General features: G+C 53.9%; 18 protein-coding genes. 13 read left to right on the top strand and 5 right to left on the bottom strand.

What is annotated here, in order from left to right:
* Window position 1: 1 nt before the first annotated feature.
* Entirely contained in the window at window positions 2-2,017 is a 2,016-nt protein-coding gene (gene pheT / locus HOV93_RS06720) for a phenylalanine--tRNA ligase subunit beta (protein ID WP_207395708.1), read from the top strand.
* A 58-nt stretch (window positions 2,018-2,075) separates the two neighbouring features.
* A complete protein-coding gene (locus HOV93_RS06715) occupies window positions 2,076-3,596 on the top strand; it encodes a carboxypeptidase M32 (protein WP_207395707.1) in 1,521 nt (506 codons plus the stop codon).
* 25 nt (window positions 3,597-3,621) lie between these two features.
* Here the strand turns inward: HOV93_RS06715 and HOV93_RS06710 are convergent, their stop codons facing one another.
* Window positions 3,622-3,888 carry a hypothetical protein gene (locus HOV93_RS06710; RefSeq protein ID WP_207395706.1) on the bottom strand — a complete coding sequence of 89 codons (267 nt, stop codon included), beginning with the start codon at window positions 3,886-3,888 and terminating at the stop codon, window positions 3,622-3,624.
* A 66-nt stretch (window positions 3,889-3,954) separates the two neighbouring features.
* On the opposite strand from HOV93_RS06710, the gene bshB1 reads away from it, so the two are divergent.
* From bshB1 to xerC, 4 genes are all read left to right on the top strand, one after another.
* Window positions 3,955-4,674 carry a bacillithiol biosynthesis deacetylase BshB1 gene (bshB1, locus tag HOV93_RS06705; RefSeq protein ID WP_207395705.1) on the top strand — a complete coding sequence of 240 codons (720 nt, stop codon included), beginning with the start codon at window positions 3,955-3,957 and terminating at the stop codon, window positions 4,672-4,674.
* A 342-nt stretch (window positions 4,675-5,016) separates the two neighbouring features.
* Window positions 5,017-5,937, top strand: coding sequence for a hypothetical protein (locus HOV93_RS06700; protein WP_315853360.1), 921 nt, complete (start codon window positions 5,017-5,019; stop codon window positions 5,935-5,937).
* Window positions 5,938-5,986: 49 nt separating this feature from the next.
* Entirely contained in the window at window positions 5,987-6,292 is a 306-nt protein-coding gene (locus HOV93_RS06695; protein WP_207395704.1) for a hypothetical protein, read from the top strand.
* A 51-nt stretch (window positions 6,293-6,343) separates the two neighbouring features.
* Window positions 6,344-7,246, top strand: coding sequence for a tyrosine recombinase XerC (gene xerC, locus HOV93_RS06690; protein WP_207395703.1), 903 nt, complete (start codon window positions 6,344-6,346; stop codon window positions 7,244-7,246).
* Here xerC and HOV93_RS26345 read toward each other — a convergent pair.
* Window positions 7,243-8,031, bottom strand: coding sequence for a DUF4261 domain-containing protein (locus tag HOV93_RS26345; protein ID WP_207395702.1), 789 nt, complete (start codon window positions 8,029-8,031; stop codon window positions 7,243-7,245). The two genes, xerC and HOV93_RS26345, sit on opposite strands and share 4 nt — an antisense overlap.
* Window positions 8,032-8,303: 272 nt before the next feature.
* Between HOV93_RS26345 and HOV93_RS06680 the strand changes: the two genes are divergently transcribed.
* The 4 genes from HOV93_RS06680 (at window position 8,304) to HOV93_RS06665 (ending at window position 14,361) form a co-directional block, all read left to right on the top strand.
* On the top strand, window positions 8,304-9,278 hold the full coding sequence (locus HOV93_RS06680; RefSeq protein WP_207395701.1) for an NAD(P)/FAD-dependent oxidoreductase: 975 nt from the start codon (window positions 8,304-8,306) through the stop codon (window positions 9,276-9,278).
* A 103-nt stretch (window positions 9,279-9,381) separates the two neighbouring features.
* Window positions 9,382-11,607 (top strand): glycoside hydrolase family 5 protein, encoded by a 2,226-nt coding sequence (locus HOV93_RS06675; protein WP_207395700.1) that lies wholly within the window; start codon window positions 9,382-9,384, stop codon window positions 11,605-11,607.
* A 93-nt stretch (window positions 11,608-11,700) separates the two neighbouring features.
* Window positions 11,701-13,188 carry a potassium/proton antiporter gene (locus HOV93_RS06670; RefSeq protein WP_207395699.1) on the top strand — a complete coding sequence of 496 codons (1,488 nt, stop codon included), beginning with the start codon at window positions 11,701-11,703 and terminating at the stop codon, window positions 13,186-13,188.
* 285 nt (window positions 13,189-13,473) lie between these two features.
* Complete coding sequence (locus HOV93_RS06665; RefSeq protein ID WP_207395698.1) at window positions 13,474-14,361, top strand: aldo/keto reductase; 888 nt, start codon at window positions 13,474-13,476, stop codon at window positions 14,359-14,361.
* Here HOV93_RS06665 and HOV93_RS26340 read toward each other — a convergent pair.
* The 3 genes from HOV93_RS26340 to HOV93_RS06650 form a co-directional block, all read right to left on the bottom strand.
* Window positions 14,356-14,682 (bottom strand): cupin domain-containing protein, encoded by a 327-nt coding sequence (locus HOV93_RS26340; RefSeq protein WP_207395697.1) that lies wholly within the window; start codon window positions 14,680-14,682, stop codon window positions 14,356-14,358. The two genes, HOV93_RS06665 and HOV93_RS26340, sit on opposite strands and share 6 nt — an antisense overlap.
* On the bottom strand, window positions 14,673-15,566 hold the full coding sequence (locus tag HOV93_RS06655) for a metallophosphoesterase family protein (RefSeq protein WP_207395696.1): 894 nt from the start codon (window positions 15,564-15,566) through the stop codon (window positions 14,673-14,675). The genes HOV93_RS26340 and HOV93_RS06655 overlap by 10 nt, the downstream gene beginning before the upstream one ends.
* Window positions 15,567-15,746: 180 nt before the next feature.
* Window positions 15,747-16,184 (bottom strand): hypothetical protein, encoded by a 438-nt coding sequence (locus HOV93_RS06650; protein ID WP_207395695.1) that lies wholly within the window; start codon window positions 16,182-16,184, stop codon window positions 15,747-15,749.
* Between the two features lie 280 nt (window positions 16,185-16,464).
* On the opposite strand from HOV93_RS06650, the gene HOV93_RS06645 reads away from it, so the two are divergent.
* From HOV93_RS06645 to HOV93_RS06635, 3 genes are all read left to right on the top strand, one after another.
* Window positions 16,465-16,941 (top strand): hypothetical protein, encoded by a 477-nt coding sequence (locus HOV93_RS06645; protein ID WP_235989907.1) that lies wholly within the window; start codon window positions 16,465-16,467, stop codon window positions 16,939-16,941.
* Between the two features lie 161 nt (window positions 16,942-17,102).
* The gene (locus tag HOV93_RS06640) at window positions 17,103-18,620 is read left to right on the top strand and encodes a hypothetical protein (protein WP_207395693.1); all 1,518 of its coding nucleotides are present in this window, start codon (window positions 17,103-17,105) and stop codon (window positions 18,618-18,620) included.
* A 30-nt stretch (window positions 18,621-18,650) separates the two neighbouring features.
* Entirely contained in the window at window positions 18,651-19,925 is a 1,275-nt protein-coding gene (locus tag HOV93_RS06635) for an efflux RND transporter periplasmic adaptor subunit (RefSeq protein WP_207395692.1), read from the top strand.
* Window positions 19,926-19,947: the final 22 nt, after the last annotated feature.

Below are 19,947 nucleotides of genomic sequence, written 5' to 3'. Positions count from 1 at the left end.
CATGCTCGTTTCCTGGGATTGGCTGAAGCAGTACCTCGATTTAAACATCAGCGAAGCGGAAGTCTGCGATCGTTTGACCTTGGCGGGATTGAATTTCGACGGGTCCTCGACAGTCGACAACGACCGCTGTCTGGACTTGGAAGTCACCAGCAACCGCCCCGATTGGCTCGGCCATATCGGGATTGCCCGAGAAGTCGGCGTGCTGTTCGATCTTGATCTGAAGATCCCCAGCGCGGATATCTCGAAAGGCTCAAGCGGAGGCGCCTGTCCTAAGATTGTTCAGCTTGAGGACGAACAGTTCTGCCCGCGGTACATTGCGCGAAGTATCAGCGGAGTGACTATTGGCGATAGCCCTGCCTGGATGGTGAACCGTCTGCGCACGATCGGCATCCAAACGGTCAACAATGTGGTCGATGCCAGCAACTACGTTCTGATGGAAATCGGCCAGCCCCTGCATGCGTTCGACATGAACAAACTGCAAGGCGACACGATCCGCGTTCGCAAGGCCGTGCACGACGAGAAGTTCCTCGCGATCGATCATCGCGAATACCAGTTGAGCACCGACGACTACGTCATTGCCGACAACAGCGGCGTTGTTGCCCTGGCCGGCGTTATGGGGGGCAAAGAGACGGAAGTCAACGAGATGACAACCGATCTATTGATCGAAGCCGCCCAGTTCGCGGCCTTGCCGGTCCGGACCACCTCGCGCCGGCTTAAGCTGAAGAGCGATTCTTCGTATCGCTTCGAGCGGGGAGTCGACCCCGAGATGATCGATTGGGCCAGTCGCCGCTGCTGCGAATTGATTGTCGAAACGGCAGGCGGAGAAGTATGTGAAGGACACGTCTATGCCGGTTCCGAGCCAAGTGGTCGCGGCAGTGTTACCTTGCGTCTAGCGCAGATCCCGCGAGTCTTGGGAATCGATGTTTCCGAGACCGAAGTACGTCGCATTCTAGAGCGGCTCGACAACGAAGTCACCCAGCAAAACGAGAAAGCTATCACGATCATTCCCGCCAGTTGGCGGCGAGATCTGGATCGCGAAGTCGATCTGATCGAAGAGGTGGCACGTATCCATGGCTACGACAAGATACCGGAACACGCCGGCGTTTCCCTCAGCGCGTCGCATCAAAGCGATTTAGATCGGGTACGCAACAAAATCCGCATGGGCATGCTAGGGATGGGATTCGATGAAACCTTGACCCGTAGCATCGTAAATGACGTCTGGTCGAAGGCCTTCCAAGGCTGGTCCCTCGCCGAGCCGTTGACGACGAGCATGCCTATGGTCAAGGGTGAAGATCGCCTGCGTGTGAGCCTGATCCCCAGCTTGCTGGGTGCTCGCCGCAACAACGAGAAGTTCAGCTACACCGACATCGACCTGTACGAAATCGCCAAGGTATACCTTCCCCAGACCAAGGCTTTGCCGGATGAGCGGTACATGGTTGGCATCACCAGCGGACGCGATTTCTTCGCGTTGAAAGGGGTCATCGAGGGGCTCGTCGGAATGCTCAACCCCAACGTGATGATCTCCACGATACCTTTTACCGACCCAATCTTCGAAGAAGGGCAGGGGGCCCACCTGACCATCGGCGGCACCACGCTCGGTTACCTTGGTGTCGTGTGCGACAAAGCACGTAAGGCCTTCGGACTTCAGCAGCCTGCCACCGTCGCGGAAATTGACTTGGGGGCACTGATGAAGTTGGCCGTTCTCGTGCCGCAGCACCAAGACTTCAGCACGCACCCGGCGATGAATCGCGATTTAAACTTGATCGTCGACGAAGACGTCAGCTGGTCGAAGCTGCAAGAGATTAGCTACTCGGCCGGTGGTGAACTGGTAGAAGTGGTCAAGTTTCAAGAGATCTTCCGCGATCCCAAGAAAGACGGTCCCGGCAAGAAGCGGGTTCTCTTTACGGTGACGCTACAAGCCTACGATCGTACGTTAACTGGCGAAGAAGCCGACACGACCATCGCCCAGATTCTTGCCGTCTGCGACAAGCAGACCGGCGCGAAGCTGTTAGCCTAGTCCCTTCGACGTCATTCCACAGCAAACCGACTCACTCTTCTAGCTTAGGCAAAAAACAATGGCCGATCATCAACAAATCTTCGACCAACTGTGCGACCACTATCGCGAAACGGCCAAGCTCGAGAACGTCAATTCACTGCTGGGCTGGGACGAACGTGTCCAGTTGCCCGAGAGTGCCGGTGCATATCGTGCCGATCAAATCACGCTGCTTTCCGGGATCATTCACGACCGAAATACAGATCCGAAGATTGGCGGCTGGCTCGAAGAGCTTCACGACTCTCCATTGACCGAGCAGTCCAATAGCCCAGCCGAAGCGACCATTCGCCGCATCAAAAGCGACTACCTGAAGCAGGTCAAGCTACCCAAACGCCTGGTCGAAGAATTCAGCCACGCCCGAATCATTGGCCAGCAGACGTGGGTGAAAGCTCGCGGCGAAAACAAGTTCGGCACGTTCGAGCCAATCCTCGACAAGCTGATCAGCCTAAGCCGCGAGATGGCCGAAGCGATCGGCTACGAGGGCGAGCAGTACGATGCGTTGCTCGACTTCTACGAGCCGGAAGCCAAGACCTCCCAAGTTCGCGGCGTGCTTGAGACTCTTAAGGAGCAACTCGTTCCGTTGGTGGCTGAGATTAAAGACAGCGGTCGAACGCCCAATATGGATATCTTGAAGCGGCACTATCCCAACGCCCAGCAGGAAATCCTCGGGAAGTCGGCGGCCTCACAAATTGGGTTCGACTTTTCGGCAGGCCGGCTCGATGTAACGCATCACCCTTTCTGCACGACGATCGGTCCTTACGATATTCGTATCACGACGCGTTACGACGAAAACTTCTTCCCCTCGGCATTCTTCTCGACCCTGCACGAGGCGGGGCATGGACTGTACGAACAAGGCCTGCCCAAAGATTGGTTCGGGCTTCCGCCTGGCAATGCAGCTTCGCTGGGAATTCACGAGTCGCAATCGCGACTTTGGGAAAACATCGTCGGCCGCAGCTATGCGTTCTGGAGTCACTTCTATGGCGATGCCAAGAAGATGTTCCCCGACGCCTTGTCGAATGTCCCCATCGGTGATTTCCATTTCGCGATCAATGAGGTCACACCGTCGCTGATTCGTGTCGAAGCAGACGAGGCGACCTATAACCTGCACATTATCATTCGCTTCGAGCTGGAACAGGCACTACTTTCCGGCGACTTGCCGGTGAAGGACTTGCCGGGTGCCTGGAATGAGAAGTACACCCAACAGTTGGGCATTACTCCTACTAGCGACGCCGACGGCTGTCTGCAAGATGTTCATTGGGGTGCCGGCCTGATGGGTTATTTCCCCACCTACAGTCTCGGCAACATTTACTCGGCTCAATTACTAGAACAGGCTCGTGAAGATCTGGGCGACCTGGACGGCATGTTTGCCGCGGGTGAATTCATGCCGCTGCTAGACTGGCTGCGAGAAAACGTTCACCAACACGGAGAGTGCTACCCCGGCGCCGAGTTAGTCGAACGCGTTTGCGGGGATCCCATCGATTCGACACCGCTGATTCGCTACCTTCGCGCGAAACTCGGCCCGCTCTACGGCATCCAACACTAAACCGGTACTGCTTCGCATGCGCGAACTACTTATACCCTAGGCTCCGTTCAATTTGTCGAGAACGGTCGGACAATCCTGTTCCAGGATCTTCGGTCCGGCCATTCTTCTTGGCATAGGTTGTGGAGTCGACGAAGTCGTCTTCCTTGTCTTCATCCGACTCTGATTTTGAATCGGTGAAGTTATCGACCAGATGACTATCCTGCTTTGGCTGCTTCACTCCCCAGCCCCACGTGCGGCAACCAGAGACGAGGGTAACAAGAGTCAGCATGACAGCGAGCGTTCGGATGGTCATGGGCGCAAAATCAGCAGGGGCCAAAAAATGAAAACACGTGCTGTGGTAAATAACGGATAACGAGTCATGGTTCCAGATCAAATGAAAACGCCCACACCACTGGATGTGCTTGTCATTGCCCCCCATCCTGACGATGCCGAGCTTGGCATGGCGGGTGCAATTCTTAAATTCAAAGCCGAAGGTAAGAAGGTCGGCATCCTCGATCTGACCTCCGGCGAGCCAACACCCCACGGCAGCTTGGAGAAACGAGCCGCAGAGACAGCCGCCGCAACGGAGATTCTCGGGGTCGATTGGCGCGACAATCTGGGGCTTCCTAACCGTAGCCTGGAAGCAACGCTAGCGGCTCGCGAGAAGCTTGCTTCGGTCATCCGACTGCTTCGGCCGAACTGGCTGTTTGCTCCCTACTGGGATGATGCACACCCTGACCACATCGCCGCAACGCAGCTTGTCGACGCGGCGCGGTTCTGGTCGAAGCTCAGCAAAACCGACATGCCTGGCGAGCCCTTTCATCCGCAGCGGATCTACAATTACTACTGTGTGCACCTGAAGATGGCACCGCAGCCGGCGTTCGTCCTCGATATCAGTGAGTATTGGGAACAAAAGCTGGCTTCCATTGGTTGCTATCATAGCCAGTTCATCGAAGGGCGACCGACCGAGTACCCCACGTTTCTGGATAAGCTTCACGACGAAGCATCGTACTGGGGAAAAGTCATCGGTACCCGGTATGGTGAACCATTCACGTCGCGCGAGCCAATCGGGATGACGAGCATGAGCACGCTGGTTTAATACCGAAGCGTGCGCCGGACCCAAGTCTTACCGAGGGATCAACGAAGTAAGTGGACAGAAGCTGTTGAGAATAGAGATGTGCCTGTGCGTTTCTGCGTGGCGCATGGGCTGATTGTGGACTTTAGCCACGCATAATCAGGGGCTTCACTTGTTTTCGTCAGCATGCCATCACCGCTAGCGGCGTTAAACTTTCTCCAAGTTGCGAAATCGGATTGATTCGCATGAAGTGCACAGGCCTACCTCGTCGATGACAGACCCATCGGACCATGCGCGGCGAGTCTATCGCAATCGCGCATGGAGCAAGACAGGGGGGCTACCTGAATTGCTACGATTGTCATACTCGTGCGTACTTGGTTCGCCATCACCTGCTTGACTCTGCTGTGCAGTGGCTGCGCCGCCTTTCCCGAGGTGCGCGATAAGCCGATCTATCACAATCCGTTTCCACAGCTGGCACGAGTCGCGATCATCCCCTTCAACAATCAAAGCGACGTTCCGACGCTTGATATGGACGAGGTGACGCTAGCCTATTACGGCGAGCTTCAATCGATTCGCGGTTTTGAAGTGGTGCCGGTAGGCGTAGTCATGCGAGCGATGCAAGCAAGTGGCAATAACGGAAGCGACATTCAGCAACTGCGCGCACTCGGAAAAATGCTGGGCGCCGACGCGGTCGTCGTAGGTTCCGTAACGGACTACACACCTTATTATCCGAAACGTTTATCCCTTGCCATCAACTGGTACTCCACCAATCCTGGCTTTCATGCAATTCCACCAGGCTATGGACTGCCGTGGGGTACCGCCGGCGAAGAATTCATTCCCGAGTCGCATGTCTGGGAAGCGGAATTTGCGCTCGCACGTGAACAGCTTGCCACGCAATCTCCGACCGAACCCGATCTCGACGATCGCATTGAAAACCCTGAGAAAAACGATCAAATCCCGATTGAAGGCCTACCACCGAATTGGCCTGACCCGAGCGGATTTATTCCGGATGCCCCGAGGACTCAACCACCTCCGATGCTACAGCAAGATGGCCCCATCATCTCGCAGATTCGGAGCTATAGCGAAAATGACTCCAACTTAACAGAACGCGCCGAACAGTATTACTTTTTTCTGGACGATGCGCGTAATGGGGGTTGGCAGGGTTTTCTTGATCGTAGCAACGATTTCATTCGTTTCTGTTGCTACTCTCATATCACAGAAATGCTCTCTCTTCGTGGTGGTGCTGGGGAATCTCAACTGGCGATCCGATGGGGCGAAAGCCGATAACCTTCTTTACCACGGATGAGTTTACGAATTGTCTGGGAGGCTGCCACACGTGACGGAAGAGATCAACGTACTAGCACTGGTCAAGGGTGAAGAGCGCTACGTATTCCTGTTCAGCGATCAGCGCAGGGCCGAAGCCCTTCGCACGCTCGGACGTTATGCGAGCAATCCGGAATTAAGTTTTACCTGGTACGACGCCGCAGTGCTGAGCCAGAAGATCCGCGCTCAAGCCGCCGATCAAGACGAACCGGTTGCCAGCGAATCCTCGGTCAAGCCGCGATTCGAGTTCCCAGCCAATGGGCCAATCGACATTGGTAGCCTCGACTCAGACCATCTCGACTTCGACGAGTTCAGCTAAAGCGGAGCCACCAAGGTGATTGATAGCGTCGCAAATTCCTCGACACAGGGCTTGCGCACTGTCATTGATAGCTACCTCCGCTATCTACAGGTCGAACGAAATGCGTCCGACCTGACGATCAAAAGCTACGGCGAAGACCTGGACGCATTGGCAGAATATCTCGAAGAGAGTTTTGCCTTAGAACCTTCCCCCGGCGAAGTCACTACGCTCGATCTCCGTGGGTATGTCTCAGCGGTTTCTGAAGCAGGCTATTCCAGCAGTACCGTCGCTCGGCGACTGGCTTCGATGCGCAGTTTCTTTAAGTTTGCTCAGCGGCAGCAGATTGTCGAAAAGAATCCGGCCAAGCCACTTCGTAATCCGCGAAAAAGCCAGAAGCTTCCTCACTTCCTGACCTCCGATGAAATCGGCAAGCTTCTAAACGCTCCACCGCGATCTTCGTCCGCCGGAATTCGCGACCGAGCCATGCTCGAAACCACCTATAGCGCCGGCCTGCGTGTGAGCGAACTGGTGGGTATCAACGAGAACGATCTCGATTTACACGATGGGCTAGTTCGTGTTCGCGGAAAGGGCCGCAAAGAGCGACTCGCTCCCCTCGGTTCGTACGCGCTGGTTGCCCTCGAAAAGTGGCTCGACATTCGTCAACTTAGCCCAAAGAGCGAACAACTGAAGCAGCGTCCGGTATTTCTCAATAAGTTTGGCAATCGCATCACCACACGAAGTGTCGGGCGAATGCTAGAGAAATACCTGAAAGAGTCGGGACTCGATTTGAGGACCAGTCCGCATACGCTACGACATAGTTTTGCCACGCATCTACTGGATGCTGGCGCCGATATTCGCAGCGTGCAGGAACTTCTCGGCCATAAGAGCCTGGTCACTACGCAGATCTATACCCACTTGAGCACGGCAAATCTCAAGGGCGTTTACGAACTTGCTCATCCGCGAGCCAAGGCCTAAGAACGCAGGCCGAAATGCGAATGCCCGGTCTGGGGCGTAAACTTCAACCGCATGATCGGACATTCGTGACCAAACGGGGACTGCTCGAACGAGATGCGAATTCTCTCTTGGGCGTCATCCCCAATCGTGTGGCCATCTTCAATCACCGGGCCGTTTTCCAGAAGGTAATCTGCCAGACCATAGAAGCGTTCGCAAAGGTCGGCTGGCTCATCGGTGGCATCTTCAGTGACAAAGTCCATCACATCGAGCGATTGCAGGCCGCGCGTGAAACCGACCGTTGTTCCGTCGTCATTCTTCCCCAGAAAGACGGCCACCCAGATGCACAGCGGCAGTTCGCCCGGCAAGGCCTCTAGAGCAATCCCACGAAACACTTCCGGCGAAACCATCAGACCGGCTTCCCCCCACAGAATGCCAGCAGGCTGACCACAGGCGACCACTAGAGAAGCAGTCACCATGGTGAGAAGTTGCGATTGTTCCAGTGGCGTGGCATCCCCTACTGCGGTAACAATAAGGTGAGTTTTGTGTTCTTGCAGCTCTTCAACCGCATCGGGCCAAATCCAAGTCTGCCGCTGAGGCTCGGCCCAGTTATCCTCTGGAATAGGACCTGGCATCATGCCCATGGCAATACTGAGATGGCCAATGTCGAAGGAGAGCGTGTTCTCTTCCCTTTTTACACCCTTGGGGGATGGCAACGTCGGCCATGACGAGGCGAGATCTTCCTCCAGCGATTTCCAAGATACTTTGGAACCGCGATTCAAGGCGATCATCGAAAGCGAGACTCCCACGACTTTTTTTCCTCTCGGATAAGACCGCGAATCGTGAATTCACAGAGTGTTACGCTACTGATGGATTTTAGACCTTCAGTCTGCAGAAGCCAATGAAATTCCGAAAGCGTCTCTTCAAATAGATGGCAACGCGAACATTCCCTAACTTAGGTTCTTGACAAATCAATTCCCTTTTCACAAGGCCTCCGTATATCCCTGCCTCTTGGAAATGACTCCTCGACACTTATTCAATACTTACGATCTTTTTCCTAACATGCAATGCAGGAAATCTTATGCCTACCGTCGCAATTATCGGAGCTGGTATCTCAGGGCTTGTTTGTGCGCGCAGCTTGGCATCTCGCTGCGACGTCCGCCTATTTGAAAAGTCCCGCGGCGTTTCAGGCCGTATGGCAACACGTCGAGTCGGCCCGGCGGAAGCATCCTTCGACCATGGTGCGCAGTACTTCACGATACGTAATAAACGAGTCAAGCCAATGCTTGAGACGTGGATCGACGACGGTATCGTTGCGCTGTGGCGCGGCAACGTTTGTGTCCTTCGTCCGGACTTGAAAATTCAACGTGACCCGACTCCTCGTTATGTGGCCATGCCGGGGATGAATTGTTTAGGCAAACACCTGGCGAGATATCTTAATATCGAGACGAACACGCGAATCGAGAAAGCACAACACGGGGCCAACGGCTGGAGCTTAACCACGACCGATGGTGTTATGCACGGTCCCTTTGAGGTCTTAGTAATTACGGCTCCGCCTGAGCAATCCTTAGACATTCTGGGAGATCAATCACCGTTGGCCCCGACGCTTGCCGGCCAGCAGTTCGATCCGTGTTGGGCAACGCTGATTCACTTTAAAAAACCGGTTCCCGTGACGTACGATGCGGCCTTCGTTCATGAAAGCCCGTTACGCTGGATCTGTCGAAATAATAGCAAACCAGGGCGAGACCAGGACCAGGAATGTTGGGTTCTTCACGCTTCGCCGGAGTGGTCGAAAGAACACCTGGAGCAGTCGCCTGAGGAAGTCACCCCACAGCTATTAGAAGCGTTTTCTAACGCCACCGAGCGACCACTCGGCGAGACCAATTATGTTGCCAGCCATCGGTGGCGTTATAGTGCACCGACGCGTCCGCTCGAGCAAGGCCATCTCTGGGACGCATCCATAAAACTGGGGGTTGCTGGTGACTGGTGCTCTGGAGCAAGAGTCGAAGGAGCGATCCTCAGTGGCCTTACTCTCGCAGAGAAAATAGCCGGATAACACAGGACATCTTGTAACCTTTTCTCCGTGAAGAGACATAACGGAGTAGGAACAACACCTATCATCTTTCGCCCCCCCCCCCCGCAGAGAATCTCGAGGCATCATGTTCGCAACGCGTCTGCTCAGAAAACTCCTATTCTCGCTTGCCATCATGGTGCCCTTCTCTGGTTCAGTACTCGCAGAGAACGCAATCGAACTGGCACCCAACGGCGACTTCGAGAAGCCCAATGGCGATTCCAGTTGGCCGGCCAACTGGGGGGGTGTCTCATCAGGTGGAACCTGGGAAGAGGAAAAGGGAAATCGATTCCTGCGCCTAAAAAGTCCTCAGCCCGGCGAAATGGTGATGCTGTACCAGGAGATCAAGATCCCTGTCGATGTGGGTGCTTTGAAGCTGACATGGAAGCAGCGTGTGAGCGATCTCAAGAAAGGGAAGAAAGCGTGGTTCGATGCCCGGATCATGCTCGAGCTCATCGATGATCAGCATCAAAAGGTGTCACCGACTCCCAGTGCTGCGGCTTCCGGTAAGAATACCGCTGGCTGGGTTCAACGTGAAACGGAATTTCTGGTTCCTGAGGGCGCCTACTGGCTGAAGTTCATGCCGGCATTATTTCAGGTTGAATCCGGAACGTTCGACTTGGATGACATCTCGCTGCAACCGATCGATCCCGGCCCCCTTCGTGAACAAATGCAGCGGAAAACTCAAGAGCGTCTTGCGAAACTCGAGCTTGATGCAATTAAGCGACGCCAGAAAGCCCAGAGTACGCTTCAGCAGTGGGGTTCGATTATTCCCAATGGCAATTTCTCGGATCTGACCAACGGATTTCCTACTGCCTGGGGCAAGATGTCCGGCGACGTTTCCTGGCAGTCCGAAGAGGGGAATACGTTTCTCCGCATTCACAGTCGCCAGCCGGGCAAGCTCGCGATGTTGTATCGTACATTCGATATTCCTCCCGAGACCGAAGCGCTGCAGCTAACCTGGAAGCAGCGTATCTCGCAGCTGAAGACAGGCAAAATGCCCTGGCACGATGCTCGGATCATGATCGAGTTTCAAGGCATCGATGGCAAGAAGCTCGCCTCGAAGCCTTCGCCTGTCTACACCCAAAAGAATACCGACGGATGGATCGCTAAGAGCAAGTCCTTCCTGGTTCCGGAAGATGCCCTGACGGTGATCGTGATGCCCAGCTTGTTTCAAGTCGAATCCGGCACGTTGGACCTTGACGATCTTCAACTTCAACCGACCAGCTCCGAGCCTCTTCTCGCGGCGGCCAAACTCCGCGAAGAAGAAGCCAAGTTCCGCCATGTCCCGCGGGAAGAGCCGAACCCAGCTAAATGGCCCAAGATGCTAAAAGTTGTCGGCAATCGCGTCGTCGATACCGATGGCCAGGATGTGTGGCTGCAAGGGGTAAATGCCGGCGGACTTGAAACGCTGCCTCAGGACAAACAACAAATTAAGTCGACGGTCGTTGCCATCGACCAGTGGAAAGCCAACTGCGTTCGTGTCCCCATTAAGGATGCGTTCTGGTACGGCAATAGTGTTTATCAAAAGGATGGCGGCAAGGAGTACCGCGAAACCATTGCCCGGATCGTCAACTTGGCGGCAAATCGAGGTGCCTACGTGGTGCTCGATTTACATCGATATCGCGCAGCAAAGCAGGAGCACGCCGACTTCTGGAAGGACTGTGCAGCCGTCTACAAAAACCACCCCGCCGTGCTGTTTGACTTATTGAATGAACCTCATGGCATCTCTTGGGAAATCTGGCGAAATGGTGGTTTCGTGGGGACTAAAACCGGCAGCGATGAGTCTGCATTTTTGAACGAAGAAGACCAGAAGAAAAACCAAGGCTTTCAGTCCGTCGGTATGCAAGCCATGGTCAATGCCGTCCGCTCGACTGGGGCCAAAAACATCGTAATCGCTGGCGGCCTGGCGTGGGGCAATGATCTTTCTGGGATCGCCGAAGGGTACGCTCTGGAAGATCCTACCGGCAATGGAATTATGTACTCGTGGCACACCTACAACTGGCACACCGACTGGGAACGGAAAGTACTACCGACGGCGGAGAAGTACCCCATCTTTCTCGGAGAAGTGGGAGCCGACATAAACAAGATGGACTTCATCCCGGCCGAAGACCAGGAGGATCCTTATACCTGGGTACCGGACATGCTCGGCTTCGTTCAGAAGCATCATATTCACTGGACCGGTTGGTGCTTTCATCCTAAGGCAACCCCCGTCATGATTTCCGATTGGAAATACACCCCCACGCCATTTTGGGGCGAGTTTGCTAAGGATGCACTGCATGGAAAGCAATTCGAGTTAAAAAGAACTCGTTAGAAGTCGTCATTCTTGCTGAATCCCCTTTCCATTGCTCGCTCAACCTAGGTAAGTTGAAGCGTTGCTATGGGACCTACAAGGTAAAGAGGATTCATGTTCTGGATTGACGACGCGATGCTGGTGGCAGGGACGCTGCTTTTACTCGGTGTAATTACCAGTAAAATCTCGGCCCGCTATGGGGTTCCGATGCTAGTGCTCTTCTTGGGGCTGGGCATGTTAGCCGGCTCGGAAGGGTTTGGTGGAATCGAGTTCGATGACTACGAACTGGCGCACGCCGTAGGATCGCTCGCTTTGGCGATCATCTTATTCGACGGTGGGTTGGGCACCACCTTGGCGTCGATTTCAATGGCCTGGAAGCCTTCAATCGTGCTTGCAACGTTGGGCGTCCTGATCACCTCCGTCGTGACGGGGCTGGCCGCTTGTTGGATCCTCGGGCTTCCCCTGCTCAACGGACTGCTGCTGGGCAGTATTGTCGGCTCGACCGATGCGGCAGCCGTGTTTTCGGTCTTAAGAACAGGCGGTTTTGCGCTTCCTGCCAAGTTGGGTTCCACGCTTGAAATTGAAAGCGGATCGAACGATCCGATGGCCATCTTTCTGACGGTAGGGATCATCGAGCTTCTTACCAAAGAAGTGGGCTGGGGCGGTAGCTTGATTCTACTATTCGTCAAGCAAATGGTCTTAGGGGGCGTGATCGGAATTGGATTGGGCTATATCACGGTTTGGGTTACCAATCGTTTGAACCTGAATACAGCAGGCCTCTATCCACTGCTGATGACCGGAATGGCCCTGATTACCTTTGGCCTCGCTTCTTACTTCGGAGGAAGTGGCTTTCTCGCCGTTTATCTGGCAGGTATTGTGATCGGCAACAGTCGTGTTGTCTTCAAAAAGGGAACCCTTCTGTTTCACAATGCGTTGGCTTGGCTCGCTCAGATCGCCATGTTTATCGTGCTGGGGCTGCTGAGCTTTCCGAGCAATTTGGTGGCCGTCGGCTGGCAGGCCCTCGGTATCGCTGTCGTTCTGATGCTCATTGCTCGTCCAATTGCCGTGGCGGCGTGCATGCTCCCGTTTCGTTTCCGCTGGAACGAAATGGCGCTGGCAAGTTGGGGTGGCTTGAAGGGGGCTGTTCCTATCACGTTGGCTACGTTTCCGCTTTTGTTCCATCTGGAAGAGGCCCAACTGATTTTTGATGTCGTCTTCTTTGTTGTTGTTCTATCGGCGTTGGTTCAGGGATGGTCACTTCCCTGGGTAGCGAAAAAGTTAGATCTCGATGAACCGATGCCGAATAACCCGCCGGTTCAGTTGGAAATACATTCCTTGCGGCATGTCGACGGTGAGATTCTGGACTACACGATCGAGCCAGGTTCGCCTGCCGATGGCAGGAAGGTAAGCGAATTGAACCTTCCCGATGGGGTTACCATTGCCCTGATTGCCCGGGACGATGCATTTATTCCACCACGAGGAACGTCCACGATTTCTGCGGGCGATCATGTCATTGTGGTGGTGAAAAGCGGGGCAGGGGAGGGACTTATCCCGATCTTTTGCGAAGAAATATCTCCAGAGAACTGCCTGAAAAATGGATGAGGCAATCGCGAACTGAACTGGTGTTAGCCAATGGCTTGCCAGCACCCGCTTCGACTCTAGATCCATGCCCTACAACGAAGAAATTTTCGCGTCGGCATCAACGCCTATCCCAAGTTATTACAAACGCCTTACATTCGTGAATTCGCCCCCCATGAAAGACTCATGCGAGACGGGTTCGTGGTTGATCCGGAAGGATTCGAAAGCGAAGATAACCTGCGTCGAATGGTCACTCAGGCAATCGATTTCACCCTTTCTCTTCCTCCCGTAGACATGGCATAAAGCGGCATGATCAAACGCAAATTGGGAAACACAGGGATACACGTCACCCAACTTGGCTACGGCACCATGGGTCTTCGTGGCCCCAACACCTGGGGCGTGCGCGTTGTCGAAGATGCCGCGGCCCAGCGGTTTTTAAACCGGGTGATCGACGCTGGCATCAATTTTCTAGATACGGCCCCCGACTATGGACAAGCAGAAGAGCGAATCGGCCGGGCACTGCATGGACGCCGAAAAGAACTCTATCTGGCAACCAAGTGCGGGTGCGCCTACATCCAACACGCCGATCACCTCGAGATCAAGCACGTTTGGGACAAAGACGTCATTCAGCGCAATCTTGAGACAAGTTTGAAACGGCTTGAAACGGACTATGTCGATCTCATGCAGTTTCACGGCGGGGATGCGACCACCCTGGAAGAAAATGGCTTGATTGAACAATTGCTCGACTTCAAAAAGCAGGGCTTGGTACGGCACATCGGCGTATCGAGCAAGCTCCCCGATCTTCCGGGGCTGATTGAATTAGGGGTCTTTGAAACATTTCAGATTCCCTATTCCTGCTTAGCTCCGGAACATCACGAACTCATCACGACCGCGAGCCAGACTGGCGCGGGGATTATCATCCGAGGCGGGATCGCGCAGGGGGGGCCAGATGCCGAGATTCAACGGCCGAATTTAAACGATGTTTGGACGGCCGCCAATTTAAATGAACTTCTGTCTGATGACATGACCCGGGCCGAGTTCATTTTGCGTTTTACTCTCTCGCATCCGCACTGCGATACGACCATAGTGGGCACTTGCAGCGAGGACCATCTGGAAGAGAACATCGCCGCCGCCAACAAAGGCCCACTGAGCAACGACTTGGTGGAAGAGATTCAACGGCGGGTGGCGGCACTATAAACCGTAGTGAATTGCCAGCCAAATCGTTTTCATATGGGGATCGGTCGATTCGACGCGATGCTTTTGATGGGCAGGCAAGTTGACGAAGTCACCTGGTTCGAGGACTCGCGGCTGACCCTCTCCCTCGATTTGCAACGTGGCAGATCCTTGAAGTAAGACAACAAACTCGCTATGCGGTTGGTCGTACCAAAACGACGGCGGCGAGACATGCCCCTGCGACACAATACGCTCGATACGGACAGTCCCGCTTTCGGCGATCGTTTGGAACGCTTCCTCTGATAGACCTTCCGGAAGGTCGCGAAAGAGGTTGGTTATGTCCACTGGTAGCTGACCTGCTTCTGAAAGCCTTCGATCTTCAATCCACCACGGGTGTCGATTTCAAGAATCGCAAAACCGCTATTGGCCAGCCCCGAGTCTTCGATCATAGCGCGCAGGGTGCAGTAGTGAACCCCGTTTACCTGGCGATAATCATTGGCGTGGCTATGGCCTTGAAAGACGGTGGTAACGTTGCCTGATTCCTCAAAGATTTTACGTACGGCGGGTGAATTGTTGACAGCATGATTCCCTTCATAATCAAGTCGCTGGTGAGCGAAGACAATCGTACTTTTGTTACTTTGCTTGAGGTCGTCGGCCAGCCATTCCAACTCGTCCGGAGGAATATTGGCGTCAGTCCACTTCGAGTTATTGCGACCGTAAGGCTTACCATCGGAACGAAAACAAGCATCGAGAACCACAAAGTGATAGCCGCCCCGATCAAACGAATAATAGGATTTCTCTTGCTCGACCGTCCCCAGAAACTCTTCTTTGGTTAGCGTATCGACGCAGTGATTGCCCAACACATGGTGACGTTCGTGGCAGATCTCGGCGAAGGGCTTGGCGATCGTTTTCAGATATCGGAGTTCCACGTCCACGGCGTCGGCAGCATCGATGAAGTCGCCTAACTCCACGAGAAAATCGAGGCGTGCCTTGGCAAGTTGACCGGACGCCTCCGCAATCTTTGCTAACGTCTCCCGATAATACCTCGATCCTGCTGGCTTCTTATCTGCGTAATGCAAATCTGTCATCAAGCCGATCCGGAGCATCGGTTCTTCTCCCTGCGTCTGGGCCTGGGCTGTTCCAGCACCAGCGATTAAAAGGGCCCCGGTTTGTAGAAACCGGCGACGGCTCCGTTCAGACGCGAAAGATAGATCTGAGTATTTCGACATCGAGCACCTCACAAGAGCTTCGGGAAGTATGCAAGGTAGTCCAGCGGCAGGCCCGTTGGCAAGACGGTCGGGCAAATGCTCTCTGGCAATAGGATTGCGAAGCCAAGCGAGTACCAATATCAGCTAGATGCTTTCGCGATTCCGTTAGAAATCCAGCTCCCGCGAGCCAGGATGCCTGGATTAGGCGGTTACCTCATAGGTGGCGAACGCCGCTTCAATGGCTTCGATATCGAGGTAGTCGGCACCCGACTCGGATGAGTTTCCGGCGGACATAGCCGTGCGAAATTGCTGCAGCTCGGTTTGCATCTGATACGGCTCGATGGCACCGATATCGACCAGAACCTGAGCCAGTGGCGTGGTGCGTTCAATCTGAAGCGAAAGAAGATCATGAATATCTACTTCCGTAAGAATTCCTAATTGGATCGCGAGTTGACCGAACGGTTCGTTTGATACGCTTTGGAGACTTAAAAGTCGCAACACATCACGCATCGTCAGACGACGCGTTTCAATGGCCAACGAACCTATTTGCGGACGCGTTTCCAGCTGTCGCGATACAGCCTGAATGAATTGAGGACCGGTGATATATTCCTTCCGGAGCAGATAGAGTCCGAAATGCATAGCGTTAATCCTTGGCTTGGTGTCGCCTGGCACTGAGTGCGATGAGTTGAGCGACGAGGGGGCGTACTTCAAACCTGGGGTAACTTCCCCCCTCTGGCAACGTAAAGCAAAACAGAATTCTACGAACAGCAGCGACTGCTGTACGTTTGCGTGTGGTTATTAACGGTTATCTGTCCTTTTCGGGCCTGTTCTCGAATGCACCGGATACCTTCCGAAAAAGTTGGGCCGGTAGGCTCACGTTGCCTACAGCGACCGAGCGGAAGTCTTACAATTGGCATTCATGGAAGAGATCAATGCTTACCACGAAGCCGGACACGCGTTGCTTGCCATCCTTGTGGGGGCTCGTGTTCGTCACGTCTCCTTAATCCCAGAGTGGGGTGAGGGGCCAGACCGATTCGCCGAGATTCAAGTCGAGTGGCCGATCGACCAGTTCACCTCACGAGAGTTGCACCAAAAAATGGTGATGGTCGCACTGGCAGGTCCCGTGGCGGAAATGATTCATACCGGTGCCCCTTATCATCCCGGACTGGTCGGCGAGTGGGCCTCGGACTGGCAAGCCGCCTGGCATTCGGTAGCCCGATTCATTTCGGATCGACAGCAACGGATGATCTTTCTCGAACGAGCCACTAAGGAACTATACACGCTCGTTTCACAAGACCACCACTGGGCGGCGCTAGCCGCAATAGTCGACGAACTTGTCGCCCACGAAACGCTCGACGGAGATCAGGTTGAGCACATCGTGCAGACGTGGCTTTGATTCCAGCGAGATAAGCGATCCGGGACGCTCTTCATCGATTCTTCTCTGATACCTTCTCGGAAAGTCGTAGTTCCCAGCATTCGGAGATGGTAAAGTGGTCTAGTGACGACTTTTATAGAAATTGTGAGTTCGCCCAGTGCGACTACCGAGGAGCAACATCAATGATCCGGGCACTTCTCTGCGGATGTTTTGGTTTTATCATCCTGACATCCCATCCAAGCTCAAGCTTCGCCCAATTCCGCGAACTCACCAAACGCATTCCGGATGGGGCCAATGCGATCTTATTCGTCGACGTGAACAAGCTACAGAATAGCCCACTCGGAAAAGCTCACAACTGGCGAGAAAAGCAGGAAGATGCCTTCGAAGCAGGCGTTGAATCGATTCCACCGCAAGCCAATACTTTTGTTGCCGCGGCCAAGTTCGATATTAGAACCAAGCACCCCGAATGGCAGGTTGGCTTGATGGAGTTGAAGTACGACCCTTCATTGCCCAAGATAGCCGTCCGATATCAGGGGACAACCGACTACATCTCTGAGCGGCCTGTTGCGATTCTGCCGGGCGACATTTACTTGGTCAAGTTCATGGAAAACGTCGTCGGTTACGGCATGCCCGCCAAGCGGCAGGACGTAGCAAAATGGATCACACGCTACTACGACAATTCCCTTCTTGGGTTGAGTGATTATCTTGCAGAAGCTCAAACGTTTGCCGATGCAGGTTCCCCCATCATCGTGGCCCTTGATTTAACGCACGCATTGTCTCCTCAATTGGTGCGTACTCGCCTAGACTCGATGGAAACGCTCAAGGGAAAACAAGTTGACTTAGACCAAGTCGCCAAGGTGCTGGCGAGTCTTCGCGGTATTTCTCTAGGCGTGACCGTTCAAGATTCGATGGTCGGAGCCGTGAAAGTTGACTTTGCTGAAGACGTAACGATTCTGAAAGATTTCGCTAAACCACTGCTGCTCGAAATTCTAGGCAACCAAGGAATGATGATCGACGAGATCGAATCTTGGGAAGAAACCGTCAGTGGCAATCGCATTCAGTTGACAGGGCCTCTTTACGCCAGTGGACTGCGTCGTATTTTAAGCCTGGTCGATACGCCACCATCCCTCCAAGAAGCCAAACAGAAAACGGCTCAAAAAGGTGAAGGCTCTGAAGCGAATGAAAAGAAAGACTTAACCATCGCCTCATCGCAAATCTACTACAAGTCAGTTGTTACGATGCTAGATGAGTTACGAGTTAAAAAGAAAGGTCGCCAGACCATGGGCCAAATCAGCGTTTGGTTTGACAAGTATGCCCGTAAGATCGATCGCTTGCCGATTGCAAACGTCGATCCAGACCTTTTGGACTATGGTAGCTACGTCTCGCAAAGTCTTCGGACAGGCCAATCGCAAGTGACCGATGCTGCTGCACGCAGCCGTATTCGCCAAAATGACGTTCCTGAGCAATACGACGTGACATCTTATTCCACGCCGATTGGTGCCAACTGGTCGGGACAGTACAGTTGGAACGGGTGGGTGTCGACGCCAGATTGGCAACGTACCGGCTCTAAGATGTCAAACGTTCGGATGGAAGAACAGATCCGCGGCGCGAAATCTGCCAACGACGTGATGCGTGACATTGAAAATGCGACTGCGTCCATACGTCGTCACATGACAGAAAAGTACGGCGTGGAATTTTAGTTGGCACCCAATACATTACCAGGAAGACTTATGATCGAGCGACAAGCTCTAGCGTGCCCTCAACTAGCTGGCGGTAGTTTATATTTCGCCGTCCTACTTTTGACTCTGTCAGGTTGCTCGTCACCCAACGAATATCAGCCGCCTCCTCCGGCTGAGGTCAACGTCGCGTATCCTTTGGTGCGCGACGTGACGATCTACATGGAGGAAACGGGTACCACCGAGGCGGTCGAACGGGTCGAGATCAACGCCCGCGTCGAAGGAATCATTGAGGAGGTTCTTTTCGAACCGAACGATGAAGTAGAAAAGGGCCAGGTTCTTTTCCAACTCGAGCGGCGCCGCTATCTGGCAGCCCGAGACATGGCGCAAGCAGAGCTCGAAGCGAAGAAAGTAGCACGCGAGAAAGCCAAGATCGAATTTAATCGCCAAAAGGAGCTATTCGAGAAAAAGGCGACCCCGGAAACGAATCTGGTTGCCGCCAAAGCTGAAATGGATGGCGCTGCCGCAGACGTATTGGCAGCCGAGGCGCGACTCGATAACGCTCAGCTAGATCTCGATTACACGGAAGTACGTTCTCCCATCAAAGGGCGCGCCGGCAAGGCAATGGTCAAGAAAGGCAACCTTGTTGTCGGCCAGCCATCGACTCATCTTACGACGGTCATCTCGTACGATCAGATCTACGCAAATTTCTCGATCAGCGAACGTTCCTACTTGGAATTCATCGATCAGGACAATCCCCAAGAACGGGACAGTCGCGCCGCGCAGGTTCCTCTCTTCCTGGCCAGGGCGACGGACTCCACGTATCCGTTTCAAGGCAATTTCAATTTTGCCGATCTGGCCGTCGACGAGAGTACTGGAACGTTTGCCGTTCGCGGGATTTTCCCCAACCCAGACCTGAGAATTGTTCCCGGGTTGTTCGTTCGAATCCGTGCTCCCATCGAGCAAAAGAAGGATGCCTTGCTCGTTCCGGAGAGTGCAACGGGATTTGATCAAGCTGGCAGTTATTTACTCACCGTCAATGCAGATAATGTGGTCGAGCGTCGTGATGTCACTCTGGGCAATAAGTTCGGCCCAATGGTGGTTGTTACATCAGGACTGAAAGCGGACGAAAAAGTTGTCGTGGATGGAGTCCAACGCTCGCGTCCTGGAGCCACCGTCAAGCCCGTCGAAGCGACGATATCCATGGATGAATCTCTCTTGAATCCGTTGACTGATCAATCCGATACGGAAGATGAAAAGGCCCAGCCATTAGAAGAGCCAGCCCCGCAGGCGGTTGATCCTGAGGCAGCCAGTCCTTCGTCCAATTAGTTAATCTTTATCATCCGATCGG

Origin of the sequence: Bremerella alba (assembly GCF_013618625.1) — a bacterium.
Taxonomy (GTDB): Bacteria; Planctomycetota; Planctomycetia; order Pirellulales; family Pirellulaceae; genus Bremerella; species Bremerella alba.
This window is presented reverse-complemented; position numbering and strand designations above follow the sequence as displayed.

Coding starts and splice junctions, on each gene's coding strand:
- HOV93_RS06635 (WP_207395692.1), top strand. CDS start 18,651: ATGATCGAGCGACAAGCTCTAGCGTGCCCTCAACTAGCTGGCGGTAGT.
- HOV93_RS06715 (WP_207395707.1), top strand. CDS start 2,076: ATGGCCGATCATCAACAAATCTTCGACCAACTGTGCGACCACTATCGC.
- HOV93_RS06710 (WP_207395706.1), bottom strand. CDS start 3,888: ATGACCATCCGAACGCTCGCTGTCATGCTGACTCTTGTTACCCTCGTC.
- bshB1 (WP_207395705.1), top strand. CDS start 3,955: ATGGTTCCAGATCAAATGAAAACGCCCACACCACTGGATGTGCTTGTC.
- HOV93_RS06645 (WP_235989907.1), top strand. CDS start 16,465: ATGGAAGAGATCAATGCTTACCACGAAGCCGGACACGCGTTGCTTGCC.
- HOV93_RS06680 (WP_207395701.1), top strand. CDS start 8,304: ATGCCTACCGTCGCAATTATCGGAGCTGGTATCTCAGGGCTTGTTTGT.
- HOV93_RS06640 (WP_207395693.1), top strand. CDS start 17,103: ATGATCCGGGCACTTCTCTGCGGATGTTTTGGTTTTATCATCCTGACA.
- HOV93_RS06655 (WP_207395696.1), bottom strand. CDS start 15,566: ATGTCGAAATACTCAGATCTATCTTTCGCGTCTGAACGGAGCCGTCGC.
- HOV93_RS06650 (WP_207395695.1), bottom strand. CDS start 16,184: ATGCATTTCGGACTCTATCTGCTCCGGAAGGAATATATCACCGGTCCT.
- HOV93_RS06675 (WP_207395700.1), top strand. CDS start 9,382: ATGTTCGCAACGCGTCTGCTCAGAAAACTCCTATTCTCGCTTGCCATC.
- pheT (WP_207395708.1), top strand. CDS start 2: ATGCTCGTTTCCTGGGATTGGCTGAAGCAGTACCTCGATTTAAACATC.
- HOV93_RS06670 (WP_207395699.1), top strand. CDS start 11,701: ATGTTCTGGATTGACGACGCGATGCTGGTGGCAGGGACGCTGCTTTTA.
- HOV93_RS06665 (WP_207395698.1), top strand. CDS start 13,474: ATGATCAAACGCAAATTGGGAAACACAGGGATACACGTCACCCAACTT.